This window comes from Desulfosarcina variabilis str. Montpellier, from assembly GCF_048565275.1.
Classification (GTDB): domain Bacteria; phylum Desulfobacterota; class Desulfobacteria; order Desulfobacterales; family Desulfosarcinaceae; genus Desulfosarcina; species Desulfosarcina variabilis.
The window spans coordinates 9594680-9615180 of sequence record NZ_CP159846.1; the positions used below are offsets into that span (position 1 = coordinate 9594680).

The 20501-nt window shown below is 57.1% G+C and carries 20 protein-coding genes; 16 read left to right on the top strand and 4 right to left on the bottom strand.

Annotated features, from left to right (window positions below; genetic code table 11):
• Positions 1–9: 9 nt before the first annotated feature.
• Complete coding sequence (locus Dvar_RS43070; protein ID WP_419659632.1) at positions 10–1125, top strand: NADH:flavin oxidoreductase; 1116 nt, start codon at positions 10–12, stop codon at positions 1123–1125.
• Between the two features lie 341 nt (positions 1126–1466).
• Positions 1467–3275: an acyl-CoA dehydrogenase gene (locus Dvar_RS43075; RefSeq protein ID WP_419659633.1), complete on the top strand. Its 1809-nt coding sequence runs from the start codon at positions 1467–1469 to the stop codon at positions 3273–3275.
• 76 nt (positions 3276–3351) lie between these two features.
• Here Dvar_RS43075 and Dvar_RS43080 read toward each other — a convergent pair whose 3' ends face one another.
• From Dvar_RS43080 to Dvar_RS43095, 4 genes are all read right to left on the bottom strand, one after another.
• Positions 3352–3834: a PaaI family thioesterase gene (locus tag Dvar_RS43080; protein ID WP_419659634.1), complete on the bottom strand. Its 483-nt coding sequence runs from the start codon at positions 3832–3834 to the stop codon at positions 3352–3354.
• Positions 3835–4105: 271 nt separating this feature from the next.
• A complete protein-coding gene (locus Dvar_RS43085) occupies positions 4106–4594 on the bottom strand; it encodes a GGDEF domain-containing protein (RefSeq protein ID WP_419664242.1) in 489 nt (162 codons plus the stop codon).
• Positions 4486–5445, bottom strand: coding sequence for a 7TM-DISM domain-containing protein (locus Dvar_RS43090; RefSeq protein WP_419659635.1), 960 nt, complete (start codon positions 5443–5445; stop codon positions 4486–4488). The genes Dvar_RS43085 and Dvar_RS43090 overlap by 109 nt, the downstream gene beginning before the upstream one ends.
• A gap of 140 nt (positions 5446–5585) precedes the next feature.
• Complete coding sequence (locus Dvar_RS43095) at positions 5586–6779, bottom strand: hypothetical protein (RefSeq protein ID WP_419659636.1); 1194 nt, start codon at positions 6777–6779, stop codon at positions 5586–5588.
• Positions 6780–7043: 264 nt separating this feature from the next.
• Here Dvar_RS43095 and Dvar_RS43100 point away from each other — a divergent pair, with 264 nt between their 5' ends.
• The 14 genes from Dvar_RS43100 to Dvar_RS43165 all read left to right on the top strand — a co-directional run bounded on the left by Dvar_RS43100 (position 7044) and on the right by Dvar_RS43165 (position 20359).
• Positions 7044–7325, top strand: a complete 282-nt coding sequence (locus tag Dvar_RS43100; protein WP_419659637.1) for a DUF5818 domain-containing protein — start codon at positions 7044–7046, stop codon at positions 7323–7325.
• Between the two features lie 234 nt (positions 7326–7559).
• Positions 7560–9098, top strand: a complete 1539-nt coding sequence (locus Dvar_RS43105) for an aldehyde dehydrogenase family protein (protein ID WP_419659638.1) — start codon at positions 7560–7562, stop codon at positions 9096–9098.
• 175 nt (positions 9099–9273) lie between these two features.
• A complete protein-coding gene (locus tag Dvar_RS43110; protein ID WP_419659639.1) occupies positions 9274–9636 on the top strand; it encodes a winged helix-turn-helix domain-containing protein in 363 nt (120 codons plus the stop codon).
• Positions 9637–9828: 192 nt separating this feature from the next.
• Entirely contained in the window at positions 9829–10833 is a 1005-nt protein-coding gene (locus tag Dvar_RS43115; protein WP_419659640.1) for a P1 family peptidase, read from the top strand.
• Positions 10834–10876: 43 nt separating this feature from the next.
• Positions 10877–12376, top strand: coding sequence for an ABC transporter substrate-binding protein (locus Dvar_RS43120; protein ID WP_419659641.1), 1500 nt, complete (start codon positions 10877–10879; stop codon positions 12374–12376).
• Between the two features lie 18 nt (positions 12377–12394).
• Positions 12395–13342 carry an ABC transporter permease gene (locus Dvar_RS43125; RefSeq protein WP_419659642.1) on the top strand — a complete coding sequence of 316 codons (948 nt, stop codon included), beginning with the start codon at positions 12395–12397 and terminating at the stop codon, positions 13340–13342.
• Complete coding sequence (locus tag Dvar_RS43130; protein ID WP_419659643.1) at positions 13339–14163, top strand: ABC transporter permease; 825 nt, start codon at positions 13339–13341, stop codon at positions 14161–14163. The genes Dvar_RS43125 and Dvar_RS43130 overlap by 4 nt, the downstream gene beginning before the upstream one ends.
• A gap of 37 nt (positions 14164–14200) precedes the next feature.
• Entirely contained in the window at positions 14201–15487 is a 1287-nt protein-coding gene (locus Dvar_RS43135) for a M20 family metallopeptidase (RefSeq protein WP_419659644.1), read from the top strand.
• Positions 15480–16451 carry an ABC transporter ATP-binding protein gene (locus tag Dvar_RS43140; RefSeq protein ID WP_419659645.1) on the top strand — a complete coding sequence of 324 codons (972 nt, stop codon included), beginning with the start codon at positions 15480–15482 and terminating at the stop codon, positions 16449–16451. Before Dvar_RS43135 ends, Dvar_RS43140 begins: the two co-directional genes overlap by 8 nt.
• The gene (locus Dvar_RS43145) at positions 16441–17424 is read left to right on the top strand and encodes an ABC transporter ATP-binding protein (RefSeq protein WP_419659646.1); all 984 of its coding nucleotides are present in this window, start codon (positions 16441–16443) and stop codon (positions 17422–17424) included. Before Dvar_RS43140 ends, Dvar_RS43145 begins: the two co-directional genes overlap by 11 nt.
• Positions 17425–17475: 51 nt before the next feature.
• The gene (locus Dvar_RS43150) at positions 17476–18387 is read left to right on the top strand and encodes a ketopantoate reductase family protein (protein WP_419659647.1); all 912 of its coding nucleotides are present in this window, start codon (positions 17476–17478) and stop codon (positions 18385–18387) included.
• A gap of 230 nt (positions 18388–18617) precedes the next feature.
• The gene (gene panB / locus Dvar_RS43155) at positions 18618–19478 is read left to right on the top strand and encodes a 3-methyl-2-oxobutanoate hydroxymethyltransferase (protein WP_419659648.1); all 861 of its coding nucleotides are present in this window, start codon (positions 18618–18620) and stop codon (positions 19476–19478) included.
• 1 nt (position 19479) lies between these two features.
• Positions 19480–20118, top strand: a complete 639-nt coding sequence (locus Dvar_RS43160) for a YceH family protein (protein ID WP_419659649.1) — start codon at positions 19480–19482, stop codon at positions 20116–20118.
• A gap of 10 nt (positions 20119–20128) precedes the next feature.
• A complete protein-coding gene (locus tag Dvar_RS43165) occupies positions 20129–20359 on the top strand; it encodes a hypothetical protein (RefSeq protein ID WP_419659650.1) in 231 nt (76 codons plus the stop codon).
• Positions 20360–20501 lie beyond the last annotated feature (142 nt).

Sequence of the window (20501 nt, forward strand, 5' to 3'; positions counted from 1 at the left end):
GGAGCGCCAATGTCTACCGCCCCCCTTTTTGAACCCGGCACCATCAACGGGTTGACCCTTGCCAATCGTTTTGTCCGTTCCGCCACCTGGGAAGGCATGGCCACGAAAGACGGCCGGGTCAAGGATCAACTGATCGACACCATGATCCAATTGGCCCGTGGCGGAATCGGGCTGATCATTACCGGCCACGCCTATGTGACACCTGTCGGTCAGGCCACCCCCTGGCAGTTGGGGATTTACGACGACCAACAGATCGACGGACTCAGATCCATGACCGACGCCGTGCATGCCGCCGGGGGCAAGATTGTCGCCCAATTGGCCCACGCCGGCAACTTTGCCTTGGAGTCTGCCATCGACGGTTCACCGATGGTGGTTTCAGCCTTCACGGGACTGGCCGATACCCCGCGCCGCGAACTGACGCTGGCCGATATCGAAGCGCTTAAAAATACCTTTGTGGCTGCCGCCCGGCGTGCCCAGGCCGCCGGCTTCGACGGCATTCAATTGCACAGCGCCCACGGCTATCTGTTCAGCCAGTTTCTTTCCCCCTGGTTTAACCGCCGCACTGATTCTTATGGCGGGACAATCGACAACCGCGTACGCATCCACGTTGAGACCATCCGGGCCATCCGCAAGGTGTTGGGCAACAACTATCCGCTGCTGGTAAAAATGAACAGCCAGGATGATTCAAAAGGCGGGTTGAATCTTGACGAAAGCATCGCGGCTGCCAGTCAGATGGTCGACGCCGGCCTGGACGCCATCGAACTCAGTGGCGGACTTCTCACCGGCGGAAAGCTTTCTCCCAGCCGCCCCACCATCAATGCGCCGGAAAAAGAGGCCTATTTTCAGGATGCGGCCCGGGCGTTTAAAAAAGCCCTGGATGTTCCCCTGATCCTTGTCGGCGGCATTCGCTCCGTTGAGGTCGCCGAACGATTGCTGACCGAAAAAACAGCCGATTATCTCAGCATGTCACGGCCGCTGATCCGCGAACCGGATCTGATCAACCGCTGGCGATCCGGTGACCATCGCCCGGCCGCCTGTGTTTCGGATAACCTTTGTTTTCGACCCGGCATGCTCGGGAAAGGGGTATACTGCCTTACGAAAGAACGGGAGGACAAAAAAGGATAGCTTAACCACTGAAATTGCCCTGCTGTTGGCCGTATCTGTCGCTATCATTGAATGGCATCTGGAAGTACAACGATCAGTTTCTATAAGAGCCTGTTTGATAAACCCGTCTAAGTCCGTTTCTGTGACCATCTGAATTGGAAACGAAACCACCCAAATGGCGATCTCAGTTGTGCAATGGCCCACTTTGCTACTTGACAACTGCATTATAGCTTTATAATAGCTTAAAGGTATGACAGTAAATGGTTAGACATTATTAATGCATCTGGAACTGATTAACCTAATCGACTTCCGGCCAAAAACGCATATTTTTAAATACATATTAATGCCTTAAGGAGGTACCCATGGCACAGATACTGGCCGACCGGAGAGACATCAGCTTCGTCCTACACGAACTCTATGAGATTGGAAACCTTAGCCAGTACGAAAAGTACGCGGATTTTGGTCCCAAAGTAATGGATATGGTCGTCAACGAGGCAAGAAATTTGGCCGTCAAAGAAATTTATCCCACCTGGAAGACCGGGGATGAAGAGGGCTGCACGTATGCCAACGGCAAGGTGACCACCCCTGAAGGCTTCAAAGCGGCATGGGATCTGCTCGTGGAAGGTGAGTGGCTGGCCATGGACCGCAATGTCGACTGGGGCGGCCAGGGCATGCCGGAAACCCTGGCCATGGCGGCCCGGGAGTACCTGACCGCCGCCAATATGGCCCTGTTGATGATTGCCGTGCTCAACCACGGCAGCGGAAAAATCATCGAAATCTTCGGTAACGACAAGCAGAAAGAACTGTATCTGAAAAAAGTCTACAGCGGTGAGTGGGGCGCCACCATGCTGCTCACCGAAGCCGAAGCCGGATCTGATCTGTCCGCCCTGACCACCACGGCAACCAAGAACGATGACGGCACCTACAGCCTCGTGGGCAATAAACTGTTTATCACCGCGGGAGAGACCGACCTGGCCGAAAACATCATTCATCCGGTGCTGGCACGCATCGAAGGCGCACCTGAGGGCAGCAAGGGCATCTCCCTTTTTCTGGTTCCCAAATTCTGGGTCAATGACGACGGCAGTCTGGGCGAGCGTAATGACATCGTCTGCACCGGTATCGAAGAAAAGATGGGCTTGCACGGCAGCCCCACCTGCACCATGTCTCTGGGCAGCAAGGGCAAATGCATCGGCACGCTGCTGGGCGAGGAAAACAAGGGCCTGATGAGCATGTTCTTCATGATGAACGAGGCCCGCCTGTCAACCGGCACCCAGGGATTGTCCTGCTCCTCGGCCTCCTACCTGCACGCCCTGGATTACGCACGCACCCGGTTGCAGGGACCGATGATGGGCGCCAAAGAAAAGAAGCAGGTGGCCATCATCAACCACCCGGATGTCAGGCGCATGCTGATGAACATGAAAATGTTCGTGGACGGCATGCGCAGCCTGCATTACTACATTGCCAGCCGGGAAGACTTCAAACAGTTTGTCGACGATAAGGCGGAAAAAGAAAAAATGCAGAATGTCATCGACATTCTGATTCCCATCGCCAAGGGGTATGTGACGGACCGCGCCATCGAGGTATGCAATACCGGTATTCAGATCTTCGGCGGTTACGGCTTCACCAAGGAATTCCCGGTCGAGCAGTTGTCGCGTGACGTTCGCATCACGGCCATCTACGAGGGAACCAACGGCATCCAGGCCATTGACCTGCTCGGCAGGAAATTGGGCATGAAAGGCGGTCAACTGCTGACCGACCTGACCACCGAGATGAAAAAGACCATCGATCTGGCCAAGGGCATGGATCAGCTCAAAGCCCTGGGCGAAAAAACCGAAACGGTTATTCAGGAATGGGAAAATGCGGCCCGTCACCTGTCGGAAACCGCATCCGGGCCCAACATGCTCAAAGGGTACGCCCATGCCTGCCCGCTGATGCAGATTACCGGTGATGTGGTCATGGCCTGGTTGCTCTTGTGGCGTGCGGTGGTTGCCAAACAGAAACTCGAAGGCAAGGTCAAGAAAAAAGACATCGCGTTTTATGAAGGCCAGGTTCAAACGGCCGAGTATTTCATCCGTACCGTGCTGCCGATGACCTCGGGTTTGGTGAACACGGTACTTGACACCTGTGGTGTGGCCATCGACATGGCGGATGCATCGTTTGGTGGAAAATAAGTTATAGATTAAGCAATTACATATTTAAAAATCCCGGCGGTTGGTTTCCCGCCGGGATTTTTTTGTTTTAACCATTTCACCCTGCTTTCGACACAGGGGCGCGCCCATTATCAAAATGAACGTCCCTGATCGGTGCATCCCTGGCAATCTTGAACACGGACGTGAATTGCATCACCGATCGCTCGGTGTCATCCAGAATATCGCAGGTCCCCTTTAAAACACGATCCTGACGCTCAACCACGGCTGCCCTGGCGGTAACGATGCCTTTTTTTACCGGATGAAGAAAACGGCTCTCCAGGGCGGTGGTTGCAAAATGGGTTCCCGGCGCCAGGATGCTTTTGATGGCCATCACCACCGCGGTGTCGGCCAGGCTCACCAGGGCGCCGCCGTGCATCAGGCCGGCGCCCTGGGCCAGTGCTTTTAAAAACGGCATGCGTAAAATGGCCTCACCGGCCTCGGCTTTGACGGTTTCCATGCCCAGCAATTGTTCAAAGGGCGCCTGGCTGATCCAGGCCGGCATGTTGAACTGGTGGGGACCGGTATGGGTTGGTGTAGTCATGCCGGCTCTTTTAGCAGAATCGCCAAAAAAATCAAATGCCCTGAAAGCGAACAACTCAACAAATCACCGACCACCCGCAGAGCAGGTGGTTTGATGAAGCCCCCTCGAAGGGGGCTAAAATCCAGACCAATAAACGTCGAACTTCGAACGTCCAACTTCGAACATCGAATAAGGCATTCTGCCGATTTTAATCGTTTTTAGATCCTGCATCACAGGCGCCAACAAATGGTCGGCATTTCTTTTTGTCAAACAATGGCGCGAAGCGACCTCCTTATTCGCCGTTGGACGTTCGATGTTCAGTGTTCGATATTTTTTCATGGGAGGCCACAACCCGATTACGCCCATTTACCTTGGCCCGGTAAAGCGCATCATCCGCAGCCTGGATGAGTCGCGCCGGTGTTTCTCCCGGCGTCGGAATCGATCCCGCCACGCCAATACTCACAGTAAGCGGGATGCGTTTGCCGCCGGCGATGAAGTCGATGGTTTCAACCGCCGATCTCAGTCGATTGGCCACGGTCATGGCCTGGTCCTGGGGCGTTGACGGCAGGATGATGATAAATTCCTCTCCCCCATAGCGGGCCAGAAAATCGGTGGTGCGCCCCATGTGCGTGCGCAATGTATTGGCGACGAGCCGTAAACATTCATCCCCGGTTAAATGTCCATGGGTGTCGTTGACTTTTTTGAAATGGTCGATATCCAACAGTGCCATGGAAACCGGTTGGCCGTTGCGGTGAGCGCGATTGAATTCATCCAGAACAATTTTATCAAAATAGCGACGATTGAAATCGTTGCACTTAAAAAACTGGCGGAAGCAAATAAAAAATAAGCGGTTTGCTTGAGCCATGCTGAAGCGTGCCAGATATAGCGTCCGCCGATACCTGTGGCGGCCAGTTCATATAAAATAATGGTCAGCACATAAAAGGAATAGAACAGGTAGTTCGAATCCCGGACAAAAAGGTAAATGGAAAGGTTATACAGTAACATGACTGCCAGGACGCCGAAAAAAACACCCAGATAGAAGGTATCATGCCGGTCATGAATCCAAAATGCGTCACTATGCCAAAGGGCCAGGCGTAAAAACATGATCTGTTTTGATTCAAGACCGATATAAACCGTGGATCGCTCGTGGGAAGGAAACGCCAGGGGAAACAGAATATATCGATGCCCGGCAAATCGTTTTGCCAGCGGTGCCATGTCACCGCTCTGATAAAGGGGTGACCACGCTTTTCTCGAGTGTTGATATTGAACGACACGGATATGGTTTAAAAGGGGCCAACCAATTTCAAGCAGCCATGACCCATCGGCACCCGAATCGTTGGTTACCTCAAAACGAAGCCAGACCGTGCCGTTAAGCTGCTTTCCATTCAGGTCCTTCAGGGCCATCGGTTGCCAGGGTGATAGATGGAGAATGTCGGCAACATCCATCGCATCCAATGGCGCCTGGGTGGTGTGCACGCGAAGCCCCTTGTCGATGACCAGATGGCGGGTCTCGTCGGTAATGACAAATCGATCTTCTGCGTAGACAGGGGCCGAGACATCAATGCCGACCAGCAAAACCACCAATCCGCAGTAAATGGTGGCCCAAATGGAAATGATCGGCTTCTTTTTCATAATCGTCGATAATGGATCGATTCACTGCCCGCGGTGTGATCGATTTGGCGCTAAAGGCAGGCGGCTGAACATGGCAAAACGGCATTTCCGGGTGAACAACACGATTTCATTCACAGTCGATACTGCCACAAGAAATCCCATCACGCCGCTGCTGTTTGGAACAACTGAACCCCGAACCAGCCCGGTTCTTCCAGATACTTGTCGATGGCCTTCTGGAAGCCAAGCTGGTGAACGAGCCGGATGCCTTCTTCACGATATCGATACTGGGGAAGCGCAGCAATGGCCGAACGCATTTCTTCTTGTAATGGAATAGGCGGGTTCATACCATACTTGGCGCAATACCGCCCCAGAACCGCTTCCACCAATCCCCCGACAACCGCTTCTTCAATGGCCATCCACGCCTGGGCCAATCGTTTGGCTTCGGCCAGGGATTCGGGAGGCTTTTCCTCCAGCGCGTCTGCAATCTGCCGGTCCGTGGCCGTTCCCAACCAGTAATGCAGGCTTTCCTCTACCGGAACCGCCATTAGGGCGGAAAGGCCGCTGCCGGCATTTTGCCAAATGGTAAACGGACTGCGACTCAATCCAAACTGTCCTTGCGCCAGCAACTCGATGTTAAGGTCCACCGCCCCGATGTGGTTGGAAAAAATGGCACCGCTGACTTTGTATTTCACGCTGCGCCCGGATTGGGCCGTGAATCGACAGACCGCCTGATACGCCTTGGCCAGGCGGTGTACCAGAAAAGCGCAGATCCCATCACCGGACACAAAAGGATAGGCCGTGTCGGGACTGATAATACCGGACAGCATATTTTCCTGTTGGCAGATCTCGAAAAGAAAATCGGTAACGTCCAGGCAATAGCGCTGATAGGCCGCCTCCGCAGGCGTCTGCCCCTGCGGAACGAACATCAAACGCACGGTTGTCTCTTCCACACTCAGGCGGATCGGTTGGTCAGATCCGATTTTATCTTTTAGCGTGGTCAACAAATCGCTGCGTTGACGCCATTGACGTTTGATATGTCGCTCCACTTCGTTATCCGCATCGGCCACGAAATCCCGGAACACCAACAGCGGACCGTCTCGCATCTCCATCTGGACCAGGTTCGAAAGGCTCTCCAGATCATCCTTGATATCGACATCAGCACCGCGAGCCCATGGGACCATCATGCCGGTCAGGCCCAGCACCCCCAGCATCATGCATTGCCGCCGTGTCAATCCGTAGTCATTTGCAATTGTTCTAGTTAATCCTGACATGGCGATAATATCGGCATTTTCCTCTGATTCATAAACACCCAAAGCCGTTGAACCGGCAGTGTTGGGCAGGCGACAATCAGGCAACGGGCACCCTGCCGTCGGGTGCGCAATTTTGGTCGATTGGTGCAATAAGCGAACGTTGTTTTTTTTCGAAAAAGAAGCTCAAAGTCAAATAATATCATATAAAATCAAACCATTCTTTCATTGGCACGTCGATTGCTGAAGCAGTATACAACGCACACCGCGGGTCGGTTCCAGCATGGTAAGGGCTTAATATGGGTGTGCAACGGCAAATTCGTCTCCAACGGGCAAAACAGGGGGTCAACAAACAACCAGAAGGAGGTTTTTATGAAATCATCAAAGAAAAACATTATTATCGGTCTAGTTCTGGCCCTGTTCATGGTTGTCGCCACTGCAGGACTGGCGTCAGCCGAAGATAGCGTAACCGGCACCATTGCTGCAAAAGGCGGCATTATTATTCTTGATGCCGCCGACGGCCTTTATCTTCTTGAAGGCAGCGATATGACACCCGACATGGTCGGCAAAAAGGTCACCGTGACCGGCACGATCCAAGTAAAAGACGATCTGAAAGTGATCAATGTGCTCTCCATAGAAGAAATTAGCGAATAGGACGGCAAACGCACGCATGAAAGTGCAGCGCGTCGAGGGCAAACGACAAAACGCTGCACGCTGAAATAAATCCTGCCTCCGGCAAGGACCCCACCGGAGGCAAGAACTTGAACTCTCAAGGCAGGGAAAATCGCTCAAACGCGGTGTTCCCTGTCTTTTTTTTTCGCGCGCCTTCCCATCCATACCGATTTGGGTTTATCATTAATGTGAAACCATTTACAGATGGGAGGCAGCATGGAATTTTTACGGGTGTTGGGGATCGAGAAGGAAAATCCGGGGGTTTGCACCGGCCGTGTTTGGCATGGCAACAAGCAGGGCTCACCGATGGACGTGATTTCACCGGTGGATGGCAAGCGTATTGCCGGCGTTTTCCCGGCCACGGCAGCCGATTATCAAACCGTGGTCGAGACGGCAGCGCAGGCGTTTTTGAAATGGCGACAAGTGCCCGCACCCCAGAGAGGCGACATCGTCCGCCAGATCGGCCAGCGCCTCCGGCACTATAAGGACGCCCTGGGTGCGCTGGTCTCCTATGAGATGGGAAAATCCCTTGCCGAAGGACGGGGCGAGGTGCAGGAAATGATCGACATTTGCGATCTGGCCGTGGGGCAGTCCCGGCAGCTTTACGGGTTCACCATGGCCTCTGAACGTGTCGCGCATCGCATGTACGACCAGTACCACCCGTTAGGCATCATCGGCATCATCACCGCATTCAACTTTCCGGTGGCGCCATGGTCCTGGAATGCCACGCTGGCGAGCGTTTGCGGTAACGCCTGCCTGTGGAAACCATCCTCAAAATCTCCGCTGTCCGCCATTGCCGTGCACCATATCCTGGCCGAAGTGGTTGAGGCCAACGCCGATGTGGTGCCCGAAGGCGTGTTCTGCCTGGCCGTTGGCAGTGGCCGCGACGTCGGTCAGCAGTTGTTGGAAGACCGCCGGGTCCCGCTGGTTTCGATCACCGGTTCGACCCAGGTGGGCCGCCATGCCGCCCAGGTGGTTGCCGGCCGGTTCGGCCGGACCATCCTGGAACTGGGCGGCAACAACGCCATTATCGTCACCCCGGCCGCCGACCTGGCCCTGGCCGTACCAGCCATCGTCTTCGGGGCCGTGGGAACCGCCGGGCAGCGCTGCACCACCACCCGGCGGATTATCATTCACGAATCCATCTACGATCATCTGGCTGAATCCCTTGTAAAAGCCTATGCCAGCCTGCGCATCGGGAATCCGCTGGATGAAAAGAATCATATGGGACCACTGATCGACGCCCAGGCGGTAACCGCGTATAAAAACGCCCTGGCCGACGTGGTAGACCAGGGCGGTAAGATTCTTTGCGGCGGGCAGATCCTCGAAGGAGAGGCGTATGCCTCCGGCTGCTATGTTCAACCGACAATCTGCGAGGTGAAAAACGAGTATCCCATCGTGCAGACCGAAACCTTCGCCCCCATCCTTTATCTGATCCGTTACCAGGGCGAAGTAGAAGCGGCCATCGCCATCCATAACGACGTCCCCCAGGGGCTGTCTTCAGCCATTTTCACCACCGATATGCGCGAAGCCGAGCTGTTTCTCTCCGCCTCCGGGTCGGACTGCGGTCTGGCCAATGTCAATATGGGCACCTCCGGTGCGGAAATCGGCGGCGCCTTTGGCGGTGAGAAAGAAACCGGTGGCGGTCGGGAATCCGGTTCCGACGCCTGGAAAGGGTATATGCGCCGGCAGACCACCACCATCAACTATGGAAGCAGTCTTCCCCTGGCCCAGGGCATTGTTTTTGATATATAGCTGTATTAATTTGATTTATATTGACAATCGGAAATATAAATCGATCTGATCGAATGCGCCCCGGCATGCCCTTGAAAGTGCTGGATATGAACTATTTTTCCCTTGCTGCCATTTCCTGTGCCTGTTATTCTTGCTGCCATCCATTGACCCACATGCTCGACTGCCAGGAGGAGGGATGGCTGCAAAAAAACCAAAAGTCTGTGTCAAATCAAAGGTCTGGTTGGAAGATCGCCAAGGTCGTATCATCTTTGGGCTGGGCCGAATGCGAATTTTAAGAGCCATTGAAAGATGCGGTTCTCTCAATGCAGCGGCCAAAGATCTGAAAATGAGTTATCGGGCGGTGTGGGGTAAAATCAAGGTCACCGAGGATGCGCTTGGCAAACCTCTTTTGGTGAAAAGCCAGGGCGGCAGTGCCGGCGGCGGGTCGACCCTGACGCCCTATGCCTATACCCTGATGGAACGTTATCTGGAACTATCCCGCATTATCGATACCCAGGCCGACGATCTTTTCCAATCCGGGTTTCTCGACACCAAGTAATGCCTGCCCAAAAATGAAGCGTCACAACGTAGCCATTTTTTATAAAAAATGGTATATTCCATCCGTTTCAAGGCAATCGTGCCTTGCGTATTGTATCTTATAAAGCACGGGCTTTTGTCCTGCTGATGGAGCAATACGCACGGGCTTGAGAGCGCCATTCCCAACCCACAATCAAATTGATAACCAAATCCTATGCCACGAACTGGAAAATCCAATGGATTGACCGATGTTGCCGGTCTTTGGCTCGGCCATCATACCGACTTGAAGGCGGCTTCGGGTACCAGTGTCATCGTCTGCCCCGACGGCGCCATCGCCGGCGTGGACGTGCGCGGGGCCGCCCCGGGAACCCGCGAAACCGATCTGCTGGCGCCTGAAAATCTGGTGGAACAGGTGCAGGCCGTCTGCCTGTCCGGCGGGTCGGTCTACGGATTGTCCGCCGCCGACGGCGTGGTCCGGCAGCTGGCCTCACAATCCATCGGTTTTGCCCTGGATGACAAGCACGTGGCGCCGATCGTGCCCGCGGCGGTATTGTATGACCTTGGCCGGGGAACCGATTTCATCCCACCGGTGGATGCGACCTGGGGCGCGACTGCCTGCAACGCCGCCGGTCCCCTGGAAGTGAGCATGGGCTGTGTCGGTGCGGGCACAGGCGCCATGTCCGGCGGCATCAAAGGCGGATTGGGAACCGCCAGCGAAGTCCTGGAATCCGGTGTGACCGTTGCCGCACTGGCGGCCGTCAATTCTTTGGGATCCACCATTGACCCGCAGCGCGGCACCTTCTGGGAAGCGCGCCTTGAAATCGGGGAAGAGTTCACCGGCCTTCGTCATGGGGGCGTGGTCCTGCCACCGCCGCCCGGCGGGGAGCCCGGAAAAAACACGACCCTGGCCGTGGTGGCCACCGATGCCACCCTCACCCCCACCCAGGCCAAGCGCATCGCCATGATGGCTCACGATGGTATGGCCCGGGCCATTCGGCCGGCGCACACCATGTTTGATGGTGATATCGTTTTTTGCCTGGCCACCGGCAAACTGCCGCTGCCGGAAATGCCCGGTTTTTTTGCCGCCCCTGCGGCCCAGGCGGTCAATCTCCTGGGGCATGCGGCGGCCGACTGCCTGAGCCGGGCCATCATTCATGGTATTCTGGCGGCCCACAGCGTCCATGGACTGACAGCCTATCGGGATCTGGACGCACGTTAGTATCATCCATTGCTATGATTCATACGGACTGAAAGGAGCGACAATGAACAAGGCCCTTTGCATGCTGATGTTGATCCTTTGCCTGGTTGGTCTGGCGACGCCGGCCCTTTCGCAAACCCCGGTCAAAGGCGGCAGCCTGACCGTATGCCAGCCGGCCGAGCCCCCAGGCCTGGACCCCACGGCCAATACCGCCGCGGCCATTGATCGGGTAGTCTTTGCCAACATCTATGAAGGCCTGGTCAAGGTGGACAGCCGCGGCATCTTCCTTCCCGGTCTGGCCAACGGTTGGACCTTGTCAACGGATGGCCGGGTTTACACCTTCAACCTGCGAAAAGGGGTGACGTTTCACAATGGCGAGGCATTTGACGCATCCGTGGCCAAATGGAATCTGCAGCGCGCCGCCGATCCCAAAAACGGCAACCCCCATCCCGAATACTTTGGCGGCATCGAAAAAATCGACACCCCGGACAAACACACCCTGGTCATCCATCTCAAGGACGTCGACGCCCTGTTTATCGCCCACATGGCCGAAGGTGACGCGGTGATGCTGCCCAAGGGTGCGTATGCGCAGGCCAAGTTCAAGCCCATCGGCACCGGCCCCTTTCAATTCGTCAAATGGGAGCGGGGCGATCGGGTGGAGATGGTCCGCTTCGACGGTTACTGGAATCCGTTTCTGCCCTACCTGGACCAAGTCACCTTCCGCTTTATCAGTGACCCGGCAGCCCAGATCGCGGCCCTCAAGGCCGGCGACATCGATGTGATCGGCTACATTGCCGCCCCGGAATCAGCCATGCTGCTGGAAAAGGACAGGCGCTTCAAGGTGTATGCGGGCACCACCACCGGTGAGGTGATCATGTCCACCAACAACAAGGCCAAGCCCTTTGACAACCTTCTGGTGCGCCGGGCCATGGCATACGCCATCGACCGCCAGAGTGTGGTGGATCTGGTGATGTTCGGATACGGCACGCCCATCGGCTCCCACTGGTCGCCGTCCACACCGTATTACAAGGATCTCACCGCACGGTTTCCTTACGATCCGGACAAGGCCCGGGCACTATTGAAAGAGGCCGGTTATCCCGACGGGTTTTCCGCCACCATCAAGCTGCCGGCGATCTATTCCTATTCCAAGCGGGCCGGCGAGGTCATCGCCGACATGCTGGCCAAGGTGGGCATCAAGCTGACCATCGAAATCGTTGAATGGGGACAGTGGATCGACCGGATCTTCAAGAAAAAAGAGTACCAGCTGACCATGATCGGCCACGTGGAAGCCTGGGACATCGGCATCTACGCCCGTCCGGACTACTACTTCCAGTATGATTCCAAAGCGTTTCAGGATGCCTATGCCAAGGCCCTGGCCGCTCCCGACGAAGCGGGCAAAGCCGAATGGTTCGGACGCTGCCAGGAGATCATCGCCGATGATGCGGTCAATGGATTTCTCTTTTCCGTGCCCAGTCTACCGGTGATGAAAGCCGATGTCATGGGGTGGTGGGAGAATTATCCCACCATCGCCCTGGACTGCACTGCGGTGTGGTGGAAAAAATAGCCGCGATTTTATCCATCGATGATCGGTTATCTGATAAAAAAAGCGGTTTCCCTGGCCATCGTCCTGGTTCTGGTGTCCCTGATCGTTTTTGCCGTGCTCTTCGTTCTGCCCGGTGATCCGGCCCAGATCATTCTGGGCATCAACGCCTCGCCGGAGACTCTGGCCGCGCTCCGGTCGCGGCTGGGCCTGGATCAGCCGTTCCTGGTGCAGTACACGAGCTGGATGGGCAGTCTGCTGCGCGGCACTGGCGGCCGGTCCATCGCCTATGACATCCCGGTAGCGGAATTGATCGGCTCGCGCCTGTTGGTCACCGGCCCCCTGGCGCTCATGGCCATGCTCATCGCCGTGGTTCTGGCCATTCCCCTGGGCGTTTATGCGGCCCGGCACCAGAACCGGCCCGGTGATGCGGCCGTGATGGCCGGCACCCAATTGGGACTGGCGATTCCCGAATTCTGGCTGGGCATCCTGCTCATGCTGCTCTTTTCTGTTCACTGGGGGATATTTTCAGCCGGCGGGTTTCCCGGATGGCGGGCCGATGCCATCGGCTCGGTGAAAGCGCTTTTTCTGCCGGCCCTTGCCCTGGGGCTGATCCGGGCGGCCATTCTGGCCCGCCTGACCCGCTCGGCCATGCTGGAGGTGTTGCGCGAGGATTATGTGCGTACGGCCCGCGCCAAGGGACTCAAGGAGCGCACGGTGATTTACGGTCATGCACTTAAGAATGCCCTGATTCCGGTGTTGACCATTTTCGGCCTGCAGATGGGCCAGCTTCTGGCCGGGGCCATTATCATCGAGAATGTCTTCACCCTGCCGGGACTGGGACGGTTGGTCTTCCAGGCCATCGGCCAGCGCGATCTGCCCGTGGTGCGTGAAGTGGTGCTGTTCATGGCCGCTGGTGTGGTGATCGTCAATTTTATCGTGGATCTTTCCTACGCCGCCATTGATCCGCGTATCCGGCTGGGGCGATGAGCTGTATGCGCCGCTATTTTAAAAATTTGAATTTCGTTTTGGGATTGACGCTTTGTGCGGTGATTGTGGCCATGGCCCTGACCAGCCTGGTATGGACGCCCCATGCGCCCAACACCATGGACGCCCGCCATCGCATGGAGGCCCCCTCATGGGCTCACCCGCTGGGTACGGACCAGTATGGCCGGGATATCTTATCACGGGTCATGGCCGGCGCGGTCAACTCCATTGTCGTGGGCCTGATTACCGTGGCCATCGGCATGGGAGCCGGGGTGGCCCTGGGATTGATCGGCGCCTGGACCGGACACCTGATGGATGAAGCCATCATGCGCCTGGCCGATCTGTTGTACGGGTTTCCGGCGGTGTTGTCGGCCATTCTGATCACCTCGATTCTGGGACCGTCGGCCGTTAACGCCATGCTGGCCATCGGTATTTATTACATTCCGGTGTTTGCCCGCCTGACCCGCGCATCGACCCTGACGGTCAAACGCCTGGATTACATTGAAGCGGCCCGGTTGGCTGGCCAGGCAGAGCTGACCATCATACGGCGCCACGTGCTGCCCAATATTCTCTCGCCCCTGATCATCCAGGCCACCATCCAGTTTGCCGTGGCGATTCTGGCCGAGGCCGGCCTGAGCTATCTGGGACTGGGCACACAGCCGCCGCATGCCTCCTGGGGACGGATGCTGGGCGAGGCCCAGACCTTTATGGAACTGGCTCCCTGGATGGCCATTTTCCCTGGCCTGGCCATTGCCTGGGCCGTATTGGGATTCAATCTGTTGGGGGACGGTTTGCGGGATATTATGGACCCCCGATTAAGATGATTTGAAATTTCAAATTTGAAAAGATAGGAAAAAAACCATGATACCTGAAAAAGCCATTGAAACGGTACTGGCCCAGATCGATCCGCAAAAGGTCATCGACCTCACCGCCCGCCTGGTACAGTGCAACTCGGTATGGGATCCCCAGGCCGGCACCAATGAAACCGAGGCAGCCGGCGTGGCTGCCGCGTTTGCCCGGGAACAGGGCTTCGATGTCAATGTGGAAACCGTTGTGCCGGGCCGGCCCAATGTGATCGTGCGCTGGACCGCCGGCCCAGGGAAACGCACCCTGATGTTCGAAGGCCATACCGACGTGGTCACCCCCGGCGACCGCTCCAGGTGGCAATACGATCCCTTCGGCGCCCACATCGAAAACGGCCGTATGATCGGCCGCGGCACCAATGATACCAAAGGCAACCTGGCGGCCATGCTGGTGGCCATGGCAGCAATCAAGGCCGCTGGCGTGCCCCTGGCCGGCAGTGTGGTGGGCGGCGTGTTGTGCGACGAAGAGGACATGATGATCGGGGTGCAGGATTTTATCAAACAGGGCCATGCCGATACGGTAACCGCGGCGGTGATTTGTGAACCTCAGGACGGTCTGGTGTGTATCGCCCAGAAAGGGGCGCTGCGTGCACGCTACGTGGTGCACGGGCGCATGAGCCATGGGGCCATGCCCCTGGCCGGGTTGAATCCGGCACCGGCCGTGGCCCAGATCATCAGCGGTCTGGCCGGTCTGGAAGCCGTGGCAATCGAAATCCATGGCCAGGATCCGCTTTTAGGCTGGCCCAGCTTCACCCCTACCGTTATACAGGCACCGGCCCAGGGACCACCGCAACTCAACGTGGTTCCCGGTGAAGCACAGATCCTGGTGGATATCCGCACGATCCCCGGTCAGGATCATGAGACTATTCGCCAGGCGCTTGCCAGCCTTGCCGAGCAGGTGACGGCAACAGTCAATGCGCACTACCGGGATCTGGACGATCGGCTGGGCATCGACCGCCCTTTTGAGATAACGGTAACGGTCGACTTTCTTTCCGACCGGCCCTGCACGCGCACCGACGATACCGATCCGGTCGTGGGCGCAGCGGTCTGGGCCAGCCAGCGGGTCAGCGGCCATAAACCGGATTTCGCCGGGGTGCCCGGCGCCACCGACGGCACCTATCTGTGGGCCCTGAAGGATATTCCCATCGTAACCATGGGGGCCGGGGATCGTCATGTACCCCACCAAGTGGATGAATGGGTGGATCTGGACCAGTTGGTGGATACGGCCCGCATCTATGCCCTGACCGCCCTTGCCTATCTTTATGCGGGCACGGACGATGCCTGACGCCCTTTTGGCAATCCGGGGACTGTCGGTCCATTTTAAAACCAATGGGGGTGTGGGACGGGCGGTGGACACCGTTGATCTTTGCATCGCCCCGGGAGAAACCCTGGGCCTGGTGGGTGAATCCGGGTGCGGTAAAACCGTGACCGCCATGGCGGTGATGGGACTGGTACCGTCCCCGCCGGGCCGGGTGACCGGTGAGGCAATTCGTTTTAACGGCTTGAACCTATTGGATGCCGACAGCGAAACCCGGCGCCGGATCCGCGGCCGGGATATGGGCATGATTTTCCAGGAGCCCATGACCGCCCTGAATCCGGTCCTGACCATCGGCCGGCAGGTGGCCGAGCCCTTGATGGTCCACCTGGGGCTGTCCCGGGGCGATGCCCTGGCAAAGGCGGCCCGCTGGCTGGACCGGGTGCGAATCCCTTCGGCCAAAAGGCGGCTTGCCGCTTACCCCCATGAGTTGTCCGGGGGCATGCGCCAACGGGTCATGATCGCCATGGCCATGATCTGCCGGCCGCGCCTGTTGATTGCCGACGAGCCCACCACAGCCCTGGATGTGACCACCCAGCGCCAGATCCTGGCCCTGATGGCATCGCTCAAGGCCGAGCTGAACACGGCCATGCTGATGATCACCCACGATCTGGGGGTGGTGGCACAGACCGCCGGAGAAATGGCCGTGATGTATGCCGGTCGGATCGTGGAATCCGCCGACGTGGCCAGCCTGTTTGCCACGCCACTGCACACCTATACGAAAGGGCTGTTGCAGTCCATGCCGCGACTGGGCATGCACCAGGAACGGCTCCACGAAATCCCCGGCACGGTCCCGGCCACGACCGAATCGATCGAGGGCTGCGCCTTTGCCGGGCGCTGTTCATCGGCCATGGACCGTTGCCGGCATGCGGCACCGGGGCTGGAGAGGGTCAGGCCGGGGCATAAGGTAAGATGTTGGCAATATGCAAGATAATACGCTACTGACCATAACCGATCTGACCAAACAGTTTCCCATGGGCGGTGGTTTGTTTTCACGGCCCAGAGGGCAGGTGCGGGCGGTCGACGGGGTCACCCTTTCCATTGACCGTGGCCAGCGGTTGGGGCTGGTGGGCGAATCGGGTTGCGGCAAAAGCACCCTGGCCCGTCTGGTGGTGCGACTGCTATCCCCCAGCAGCGGGTCGATCCGGTTCGACGGCCGGGAAATCAGCAAACTGGATCGGCGGGCCTTGCGCCCCTTAAGAAAGCGCATGCAGTTTATTTTTCAGGATCCCTATGCCAGCCTGGATCCACGCATGAGCGTGGCGGCCAGCATTACCGAACCGCTTTTTGGAAACGGCACGCATTCAAAACGAGAGCGCCGCGAAAAGGCTGCCGAACTGCTGTCCTTCGTGGGCCTGAATGCAGGCGACCTGGACCGCTATCCCCACGAGTTCTCGGGCGGCCAGCGGCAACGTATCGGCATTGCCCGGGCTTTGTGCGTCCAACCCGAACTGGTGGTGGCCGATGAACCGGTCAGCGCCCTGGATGTGTCCATCCAGGCCCAGATTTTAAACCTGATGAAAGCGCTGCAACACCAATTCGACCTGGCCTATCTGTTTATTTCCCACGATATTAGTGTGGTGGAGCATTTTTGTGACCGTATCGCCGTGATGTATGCTGGCGGCATTGTGGAAATCGCCCCGGCCAACGGATTTCACGCGCGTTGCCGCCACCCTTATGCCCAGGCGCTGGTGGACGCAGTTCCCCGGCCGGACCCGCAGGATCGCCTGGCCCCGGTACTGGTGGAAGGCGAGCCTCCGGATCCATCGGCCCTGCCATCGGGCTGTGCATTTCATCCCCGATGTCCTTACCGGTCCGCGCCCTGCGTCCAAAAACGGCCGCCGTTGGTCGCCATCGACGACAACCATCTGGCGGCCTGTTGGCGCATTGACGAAATGACGGAATAACGAGATGATGAAATGATTAATTAATGAAAATATCATGAATGGAGGAGGAGCATGAAAATCGCCATGATTGGTGCCGGCGCCATGGGCAGCCTGTTCGGAAGCCTGCTGGCCGAGGCCGGTAAATCAGTGACCTTGCTGGACATCCGCAAAGACCACGTGGATGCCATCAACACCCATGGCTTGACCGTTGAAAAGGGTGGCCAGCAAAAAACGGTTCGCATTTCGGCAACCACGGATGCGGAAACGATCGGCCCCGTGGATCTGGCCCTGGTATTTGTCAAATCCACGCACACCGACGACGCCGCGCAAACCGCGGCCCGGCTGTCCGGCAGCACGGGCCTGGTGCTGACCCTGCAAAACGGTATGGGCAATGCCGACACCCTGGCAAATGCCCTTGATCCCGGTCGGGTCATCGCCGGCACGACGTCCCACGGTGCCACCTTTCTTGGGCCGGGCGCCATCCGTCATGCCGGAGAGGGGGAAACCGTCATTGGTCCATGGACGCCGACCGCCATGGACAAGGCCGAAAGCGTGGCCGACTTTTTCAACCAGGCGGGCATCGTCACCCGGGCGGTACCGGACGTCCACGCCTTGCTGTGGGCCAAGCTGTTCATCAACATCGGCATCAATGCCATTACGGCCCTCACGGGAATCAAAAACGGGCAAATACTGGATCTGGGATCGACTCGCGCATTGGCCCGTGAGGCGGTCAATGAAGCCATGGCCGTGGCCCGTGCCCGGGGCATTGCCATCCAGGGTGATCCAGTGGAAAAGGTGTATCAGGTCGCCGATGCCACCGGCCCCAACCGTTCTTCCATGGGCCAAGATGTGGATCAGGGGCGAGCCACCGAGATTAACGCCATCAACGGCTTTATCGTGCGCATGGCACGCGAGGCCGGAATCCCGGTGCCGGTCAATCAGACGTTGACTACGCTGATCGAAACCTTGCAGGCCCACTATTGACGGATTCGTAAAAAGTCCGATATCGGCGTTACGCTTCATCCTTCGTCACTGCGGAGTACGATCAGTACGCCTCATTTCTCAGGATTCGCAAGCCTTTATCTCGGGCTTTTTACGAATCCGTCTGAACGGCGACTTTTTACGAGTTCATCACTATTGATCCGGCCATCGGATTTTCATGGCCATGTTGCCGGACCCCATGATAGATATAACATTAGAAAAGGAGACGACCGATGACACAACCCATTGTTAGCATTATGGATATCAAGCAGGCCAAGCAAGAAGGTCGCAAGCTGGTGATGGTTACCGCCTACGACTATCCGTTCGGACTGATGGCCGACGAAGCCGGGGTGGACATGGTCCTGGTGGGCGATTCGCTGGGCATGGTGGTTCTGGGGCTGGACAGCACGGTACCGGTAACCGTGGAGATGATGATCCACCATATTCAGGCGGTGGTTCGCGGCTGCAAGCATCCGCTGGTGGTGGGTGACATGCCCTTCATGTCCTATAACACCGGCATTCGGGACGCCATTATCAATTCCGGCCGATTGATGAAAGAAGGTGGCTGCGATGCCGTCAAGCTGGAGGGCGGTGTGGATTTTGCGCCGGTGGTCGAGGCGATTGTCAAGGCCGGGATCCCGGTGCAGGGACATATCGGCCTGACCCCCCAGACCGCCAGCGCCCTGGGTGGATTCAAGATGCAGGGTAAGGATGCGGCTGCCGCCCGCCGGATCGTCGAGGATGCCAAGGCCCTGGAAGCGGCCGGCGCCTTCTCCATTGTTGCCGAGGCCGTGCCCGCGCCGCTGGGCAAGCTTATCGCTGAATCGGTAAACGTGCCGGTGATCGGCATCGGGGCCGGTGTGGATGTGGACGGGCAGGTACTGGTCACCCATGACATGGTAGGCCTTTTCGATAAATTCATTCCCAAATTCGTCAAGCAATACACCAAAATCAGGCCCACGATTATCGATGCCATCAAGGCCTACGGCGACGACGTGCGCGGGGCTTCCTTTCCCACCGATAAGCACAGCTTCGGTATGTCCGACGAGACGCTGGCAGAGTTGAAAAAGTCCCTTGATAAGAAGGACAGTTAGTATGGACATCAGTCTGAATGAAGAGGAAATCCGGGTCCTGGGATGTCTCATGGAAAAATCCATGGCCACGCCGGAGTACTATCCATTATCTCTCAACGCCCTGACCAATGCCTGCAACCAAAAATCCAACCGTGATCCAGTGGTGGCATGGGATGAAGAAACGGTCGAAACGGCTTTGGACAGCCTTGAAACCAAAGGATTGATCAACCGCAGTTCCACCGGCCGCGTTCCGAAATTTGAGGAAACGTTTACACGCCAGTATAACATGGTGGCCGCCGAGGCGGCCGCCCTGTGCATCCTTTTGCTGCGCGGCCCCCAAACACCGGGGGCCATCCGCAGCCGCAGCGATCGCTTGTGCACGTTTGACAGCCTGGAAGCGCTTCAGGAAACCCTCGACCGGCTCAGCGAATGGGGCCTCGTGCGCCGCATGCAGCGGTTGCCCGGCCATAAAGAATCCCGGTACACGCATCTTTTTGCCGATCCATCGGCGATGGACAGCGAGATCCTTTCCACTGACCCGCTGCCTGCGCCAGAGGATGCGGATCGGCTGGACCAGCTGGAAACCCGGATCCAGGCCATTCGTGATGAATTGGCAGACCTTAAAGCCGCCTTTGAATCTTTTCGTCAACAATTTGAATGAGGAGGCACCCATGAACAACGGAATCAAGTGGGTATTGTTCGTCTGTCTGTTAACGCTGACCATGATAGCCGGTGGTTGCGAGGGAACCGATACGCGTGAGCGGGTTGATGACACGGTCGAAGAGATGACCGGAAAAAAAGATGTAGAGCGGTACAAAAAACTTAAAGACGATATTCAAACCATACAAAATCAGCAGGCAGACCGGTATCGTCAGTTGGATGAGGGCCAGGATAAAGAGTAGGCAAGCGGACCGTTAAAGAAACAGCGACGATGGCCGAGAATGAAAGAAGGGTTGCGTTTGATGCAATAGACTGGCAGATTGCATCAGATCCGAAAAATGCCCCATGCATCGCATGGTTCGCGTATAATGGGTTGCCGCTTAT

What these genes read in the sequence shown, in the direction of transcription:
- Dvar_RS43165 (WP_419659650.1), top strand. Translation starts at nt 20,129, where the DNA reads ATGAACAACGGAATCAAGTGGGTATTGTTCGTCTGTCTGTTAACGCTG.
- Dvar_RS43075 (WP_419659633.1), top strand. Translation starts at nt 1,467, where the DNA reads ATGGCACAGATACTGGCCGACCGGAGAGACATCAGCTTCGTCCTACAC.
- Dvar_RS43135 (WP_419659644.1), top strand. Translation starts at nt 14,201, where the DNA reads ATGATACCTGAAAAAGCCATTGAAACGGTACTGGCCCAGATCGATCCG.
- Dvar_RS43090 (WP_419659635.1), bottom strand. Translation starts at nt 5,445, where the DNA reads ATGAAAAAGAAGCCGATCATTTCCATTTGGGCCACCATTTACTGCGGA.
- Dvar_RS43100 (WP_419659637.1), top strand. Translation starts at nt 7,044, where the DNA reads ATGAAATCATCAAAGAAAAACATTATTATCGGTCTAGTTCTGGCCCTG.
- Dvar_RS43080 (WP_419659634.1), bottom strand. Translation starts at nt 3,834, where the DNA reads ATGACTACACCAACCCATACCGGTCCCCACCAGTTCAACATGCCGGCC.
- Dvar_RS43160 (WP_419659649.1), top strand. Translation starts at nt 19,480, where the DNA reads ATGGACATCAGTCTGAATGAAGAGGAAATCCGGGTCCTGGGATGTCTC.
- Dvar_RS43070 (WP_419659632.1), top strand. Translation starts at nt 10, where the DNA reads ATGTCTACCGCCCCCCTTTTTGAACCCGGCACCATCAACGGGTTGACC.
- Dvar_RS43105 (WP_419659638.1), top strand. Translation starts at nt 7,560, where the DNA reads ATGGAATTTTTACGGGTGTTGGGGATCGAGAAGGAAAATCCGGGGGTT.
- Dvar_RS43110 (WP_419659639.1), top strand. Translation starts at nt 9,274, where the DNA reads ATGGCTGCAAAAAAACCAAAAGTCTGTGTCAAATCAAAGGTCTGGTTG.
- Dvar_RS43130 (WP_419659643.1), top strand. Translation starts at nt 13,339, where the DNA reads ATGAGCTGTATGCGCCGCTATTTTAAAAATTTGAATTTCGTTTTGGGA.
- Dvar_RS43145 (WP_419659646.1), top strand. Translation starts at nt 16,441, where the DNA reads ATGCAAGATAATACGCTACTGACCATAACCGATCTGACCAAACAGTTT.
- Dvar_RS43115 (WP_419659640.1), top strand. Translation starts at nt 9,829, where the DNA reads ATGCCACGAACTGGAAAATCCAATGGATTGACCGATGTTGCCGGTCTT.
- Dvar_RS43125 (WP_419659642.1), top strand. Translation starts at nt 12,395, where the DNA reads ATGATCGGTTATCTGATAAAAAAAGCGGTTTCCCTGGCCATCGTCCTG.
- Dvar_RS43120 (WP_419659641.1), top strand. Translation starts at nt 10,877, where the DNA reads ATGAACAAGGCCCTTTGCATGCTGATGTTGATCCTTTGCCTGGTTGGT.
- Dvar_RS43150 (WP_419659647.1), top strand. Translation starts at nt 17,476, where the DNA reads ATGAAAATCGCCATGATTGGTGCCGGCGCCATGGGCAGCCTGTTCGGA.
- panB (WP_419659648.1), top strand. Translation starts at nt 18,618, where the DNA reads ATGACACAACCCATTGTTAGCATTATGGATATCAAGCAGGCCAAGCAA.
- Dvar_RS43140 (WP_419659645.1), top strand. Translation starts at nt 15,480, where the DNA reads ATGCCTGACGCCCTTTTGGCAATCCGGGGACTGTCGGTCCATTTTAAA.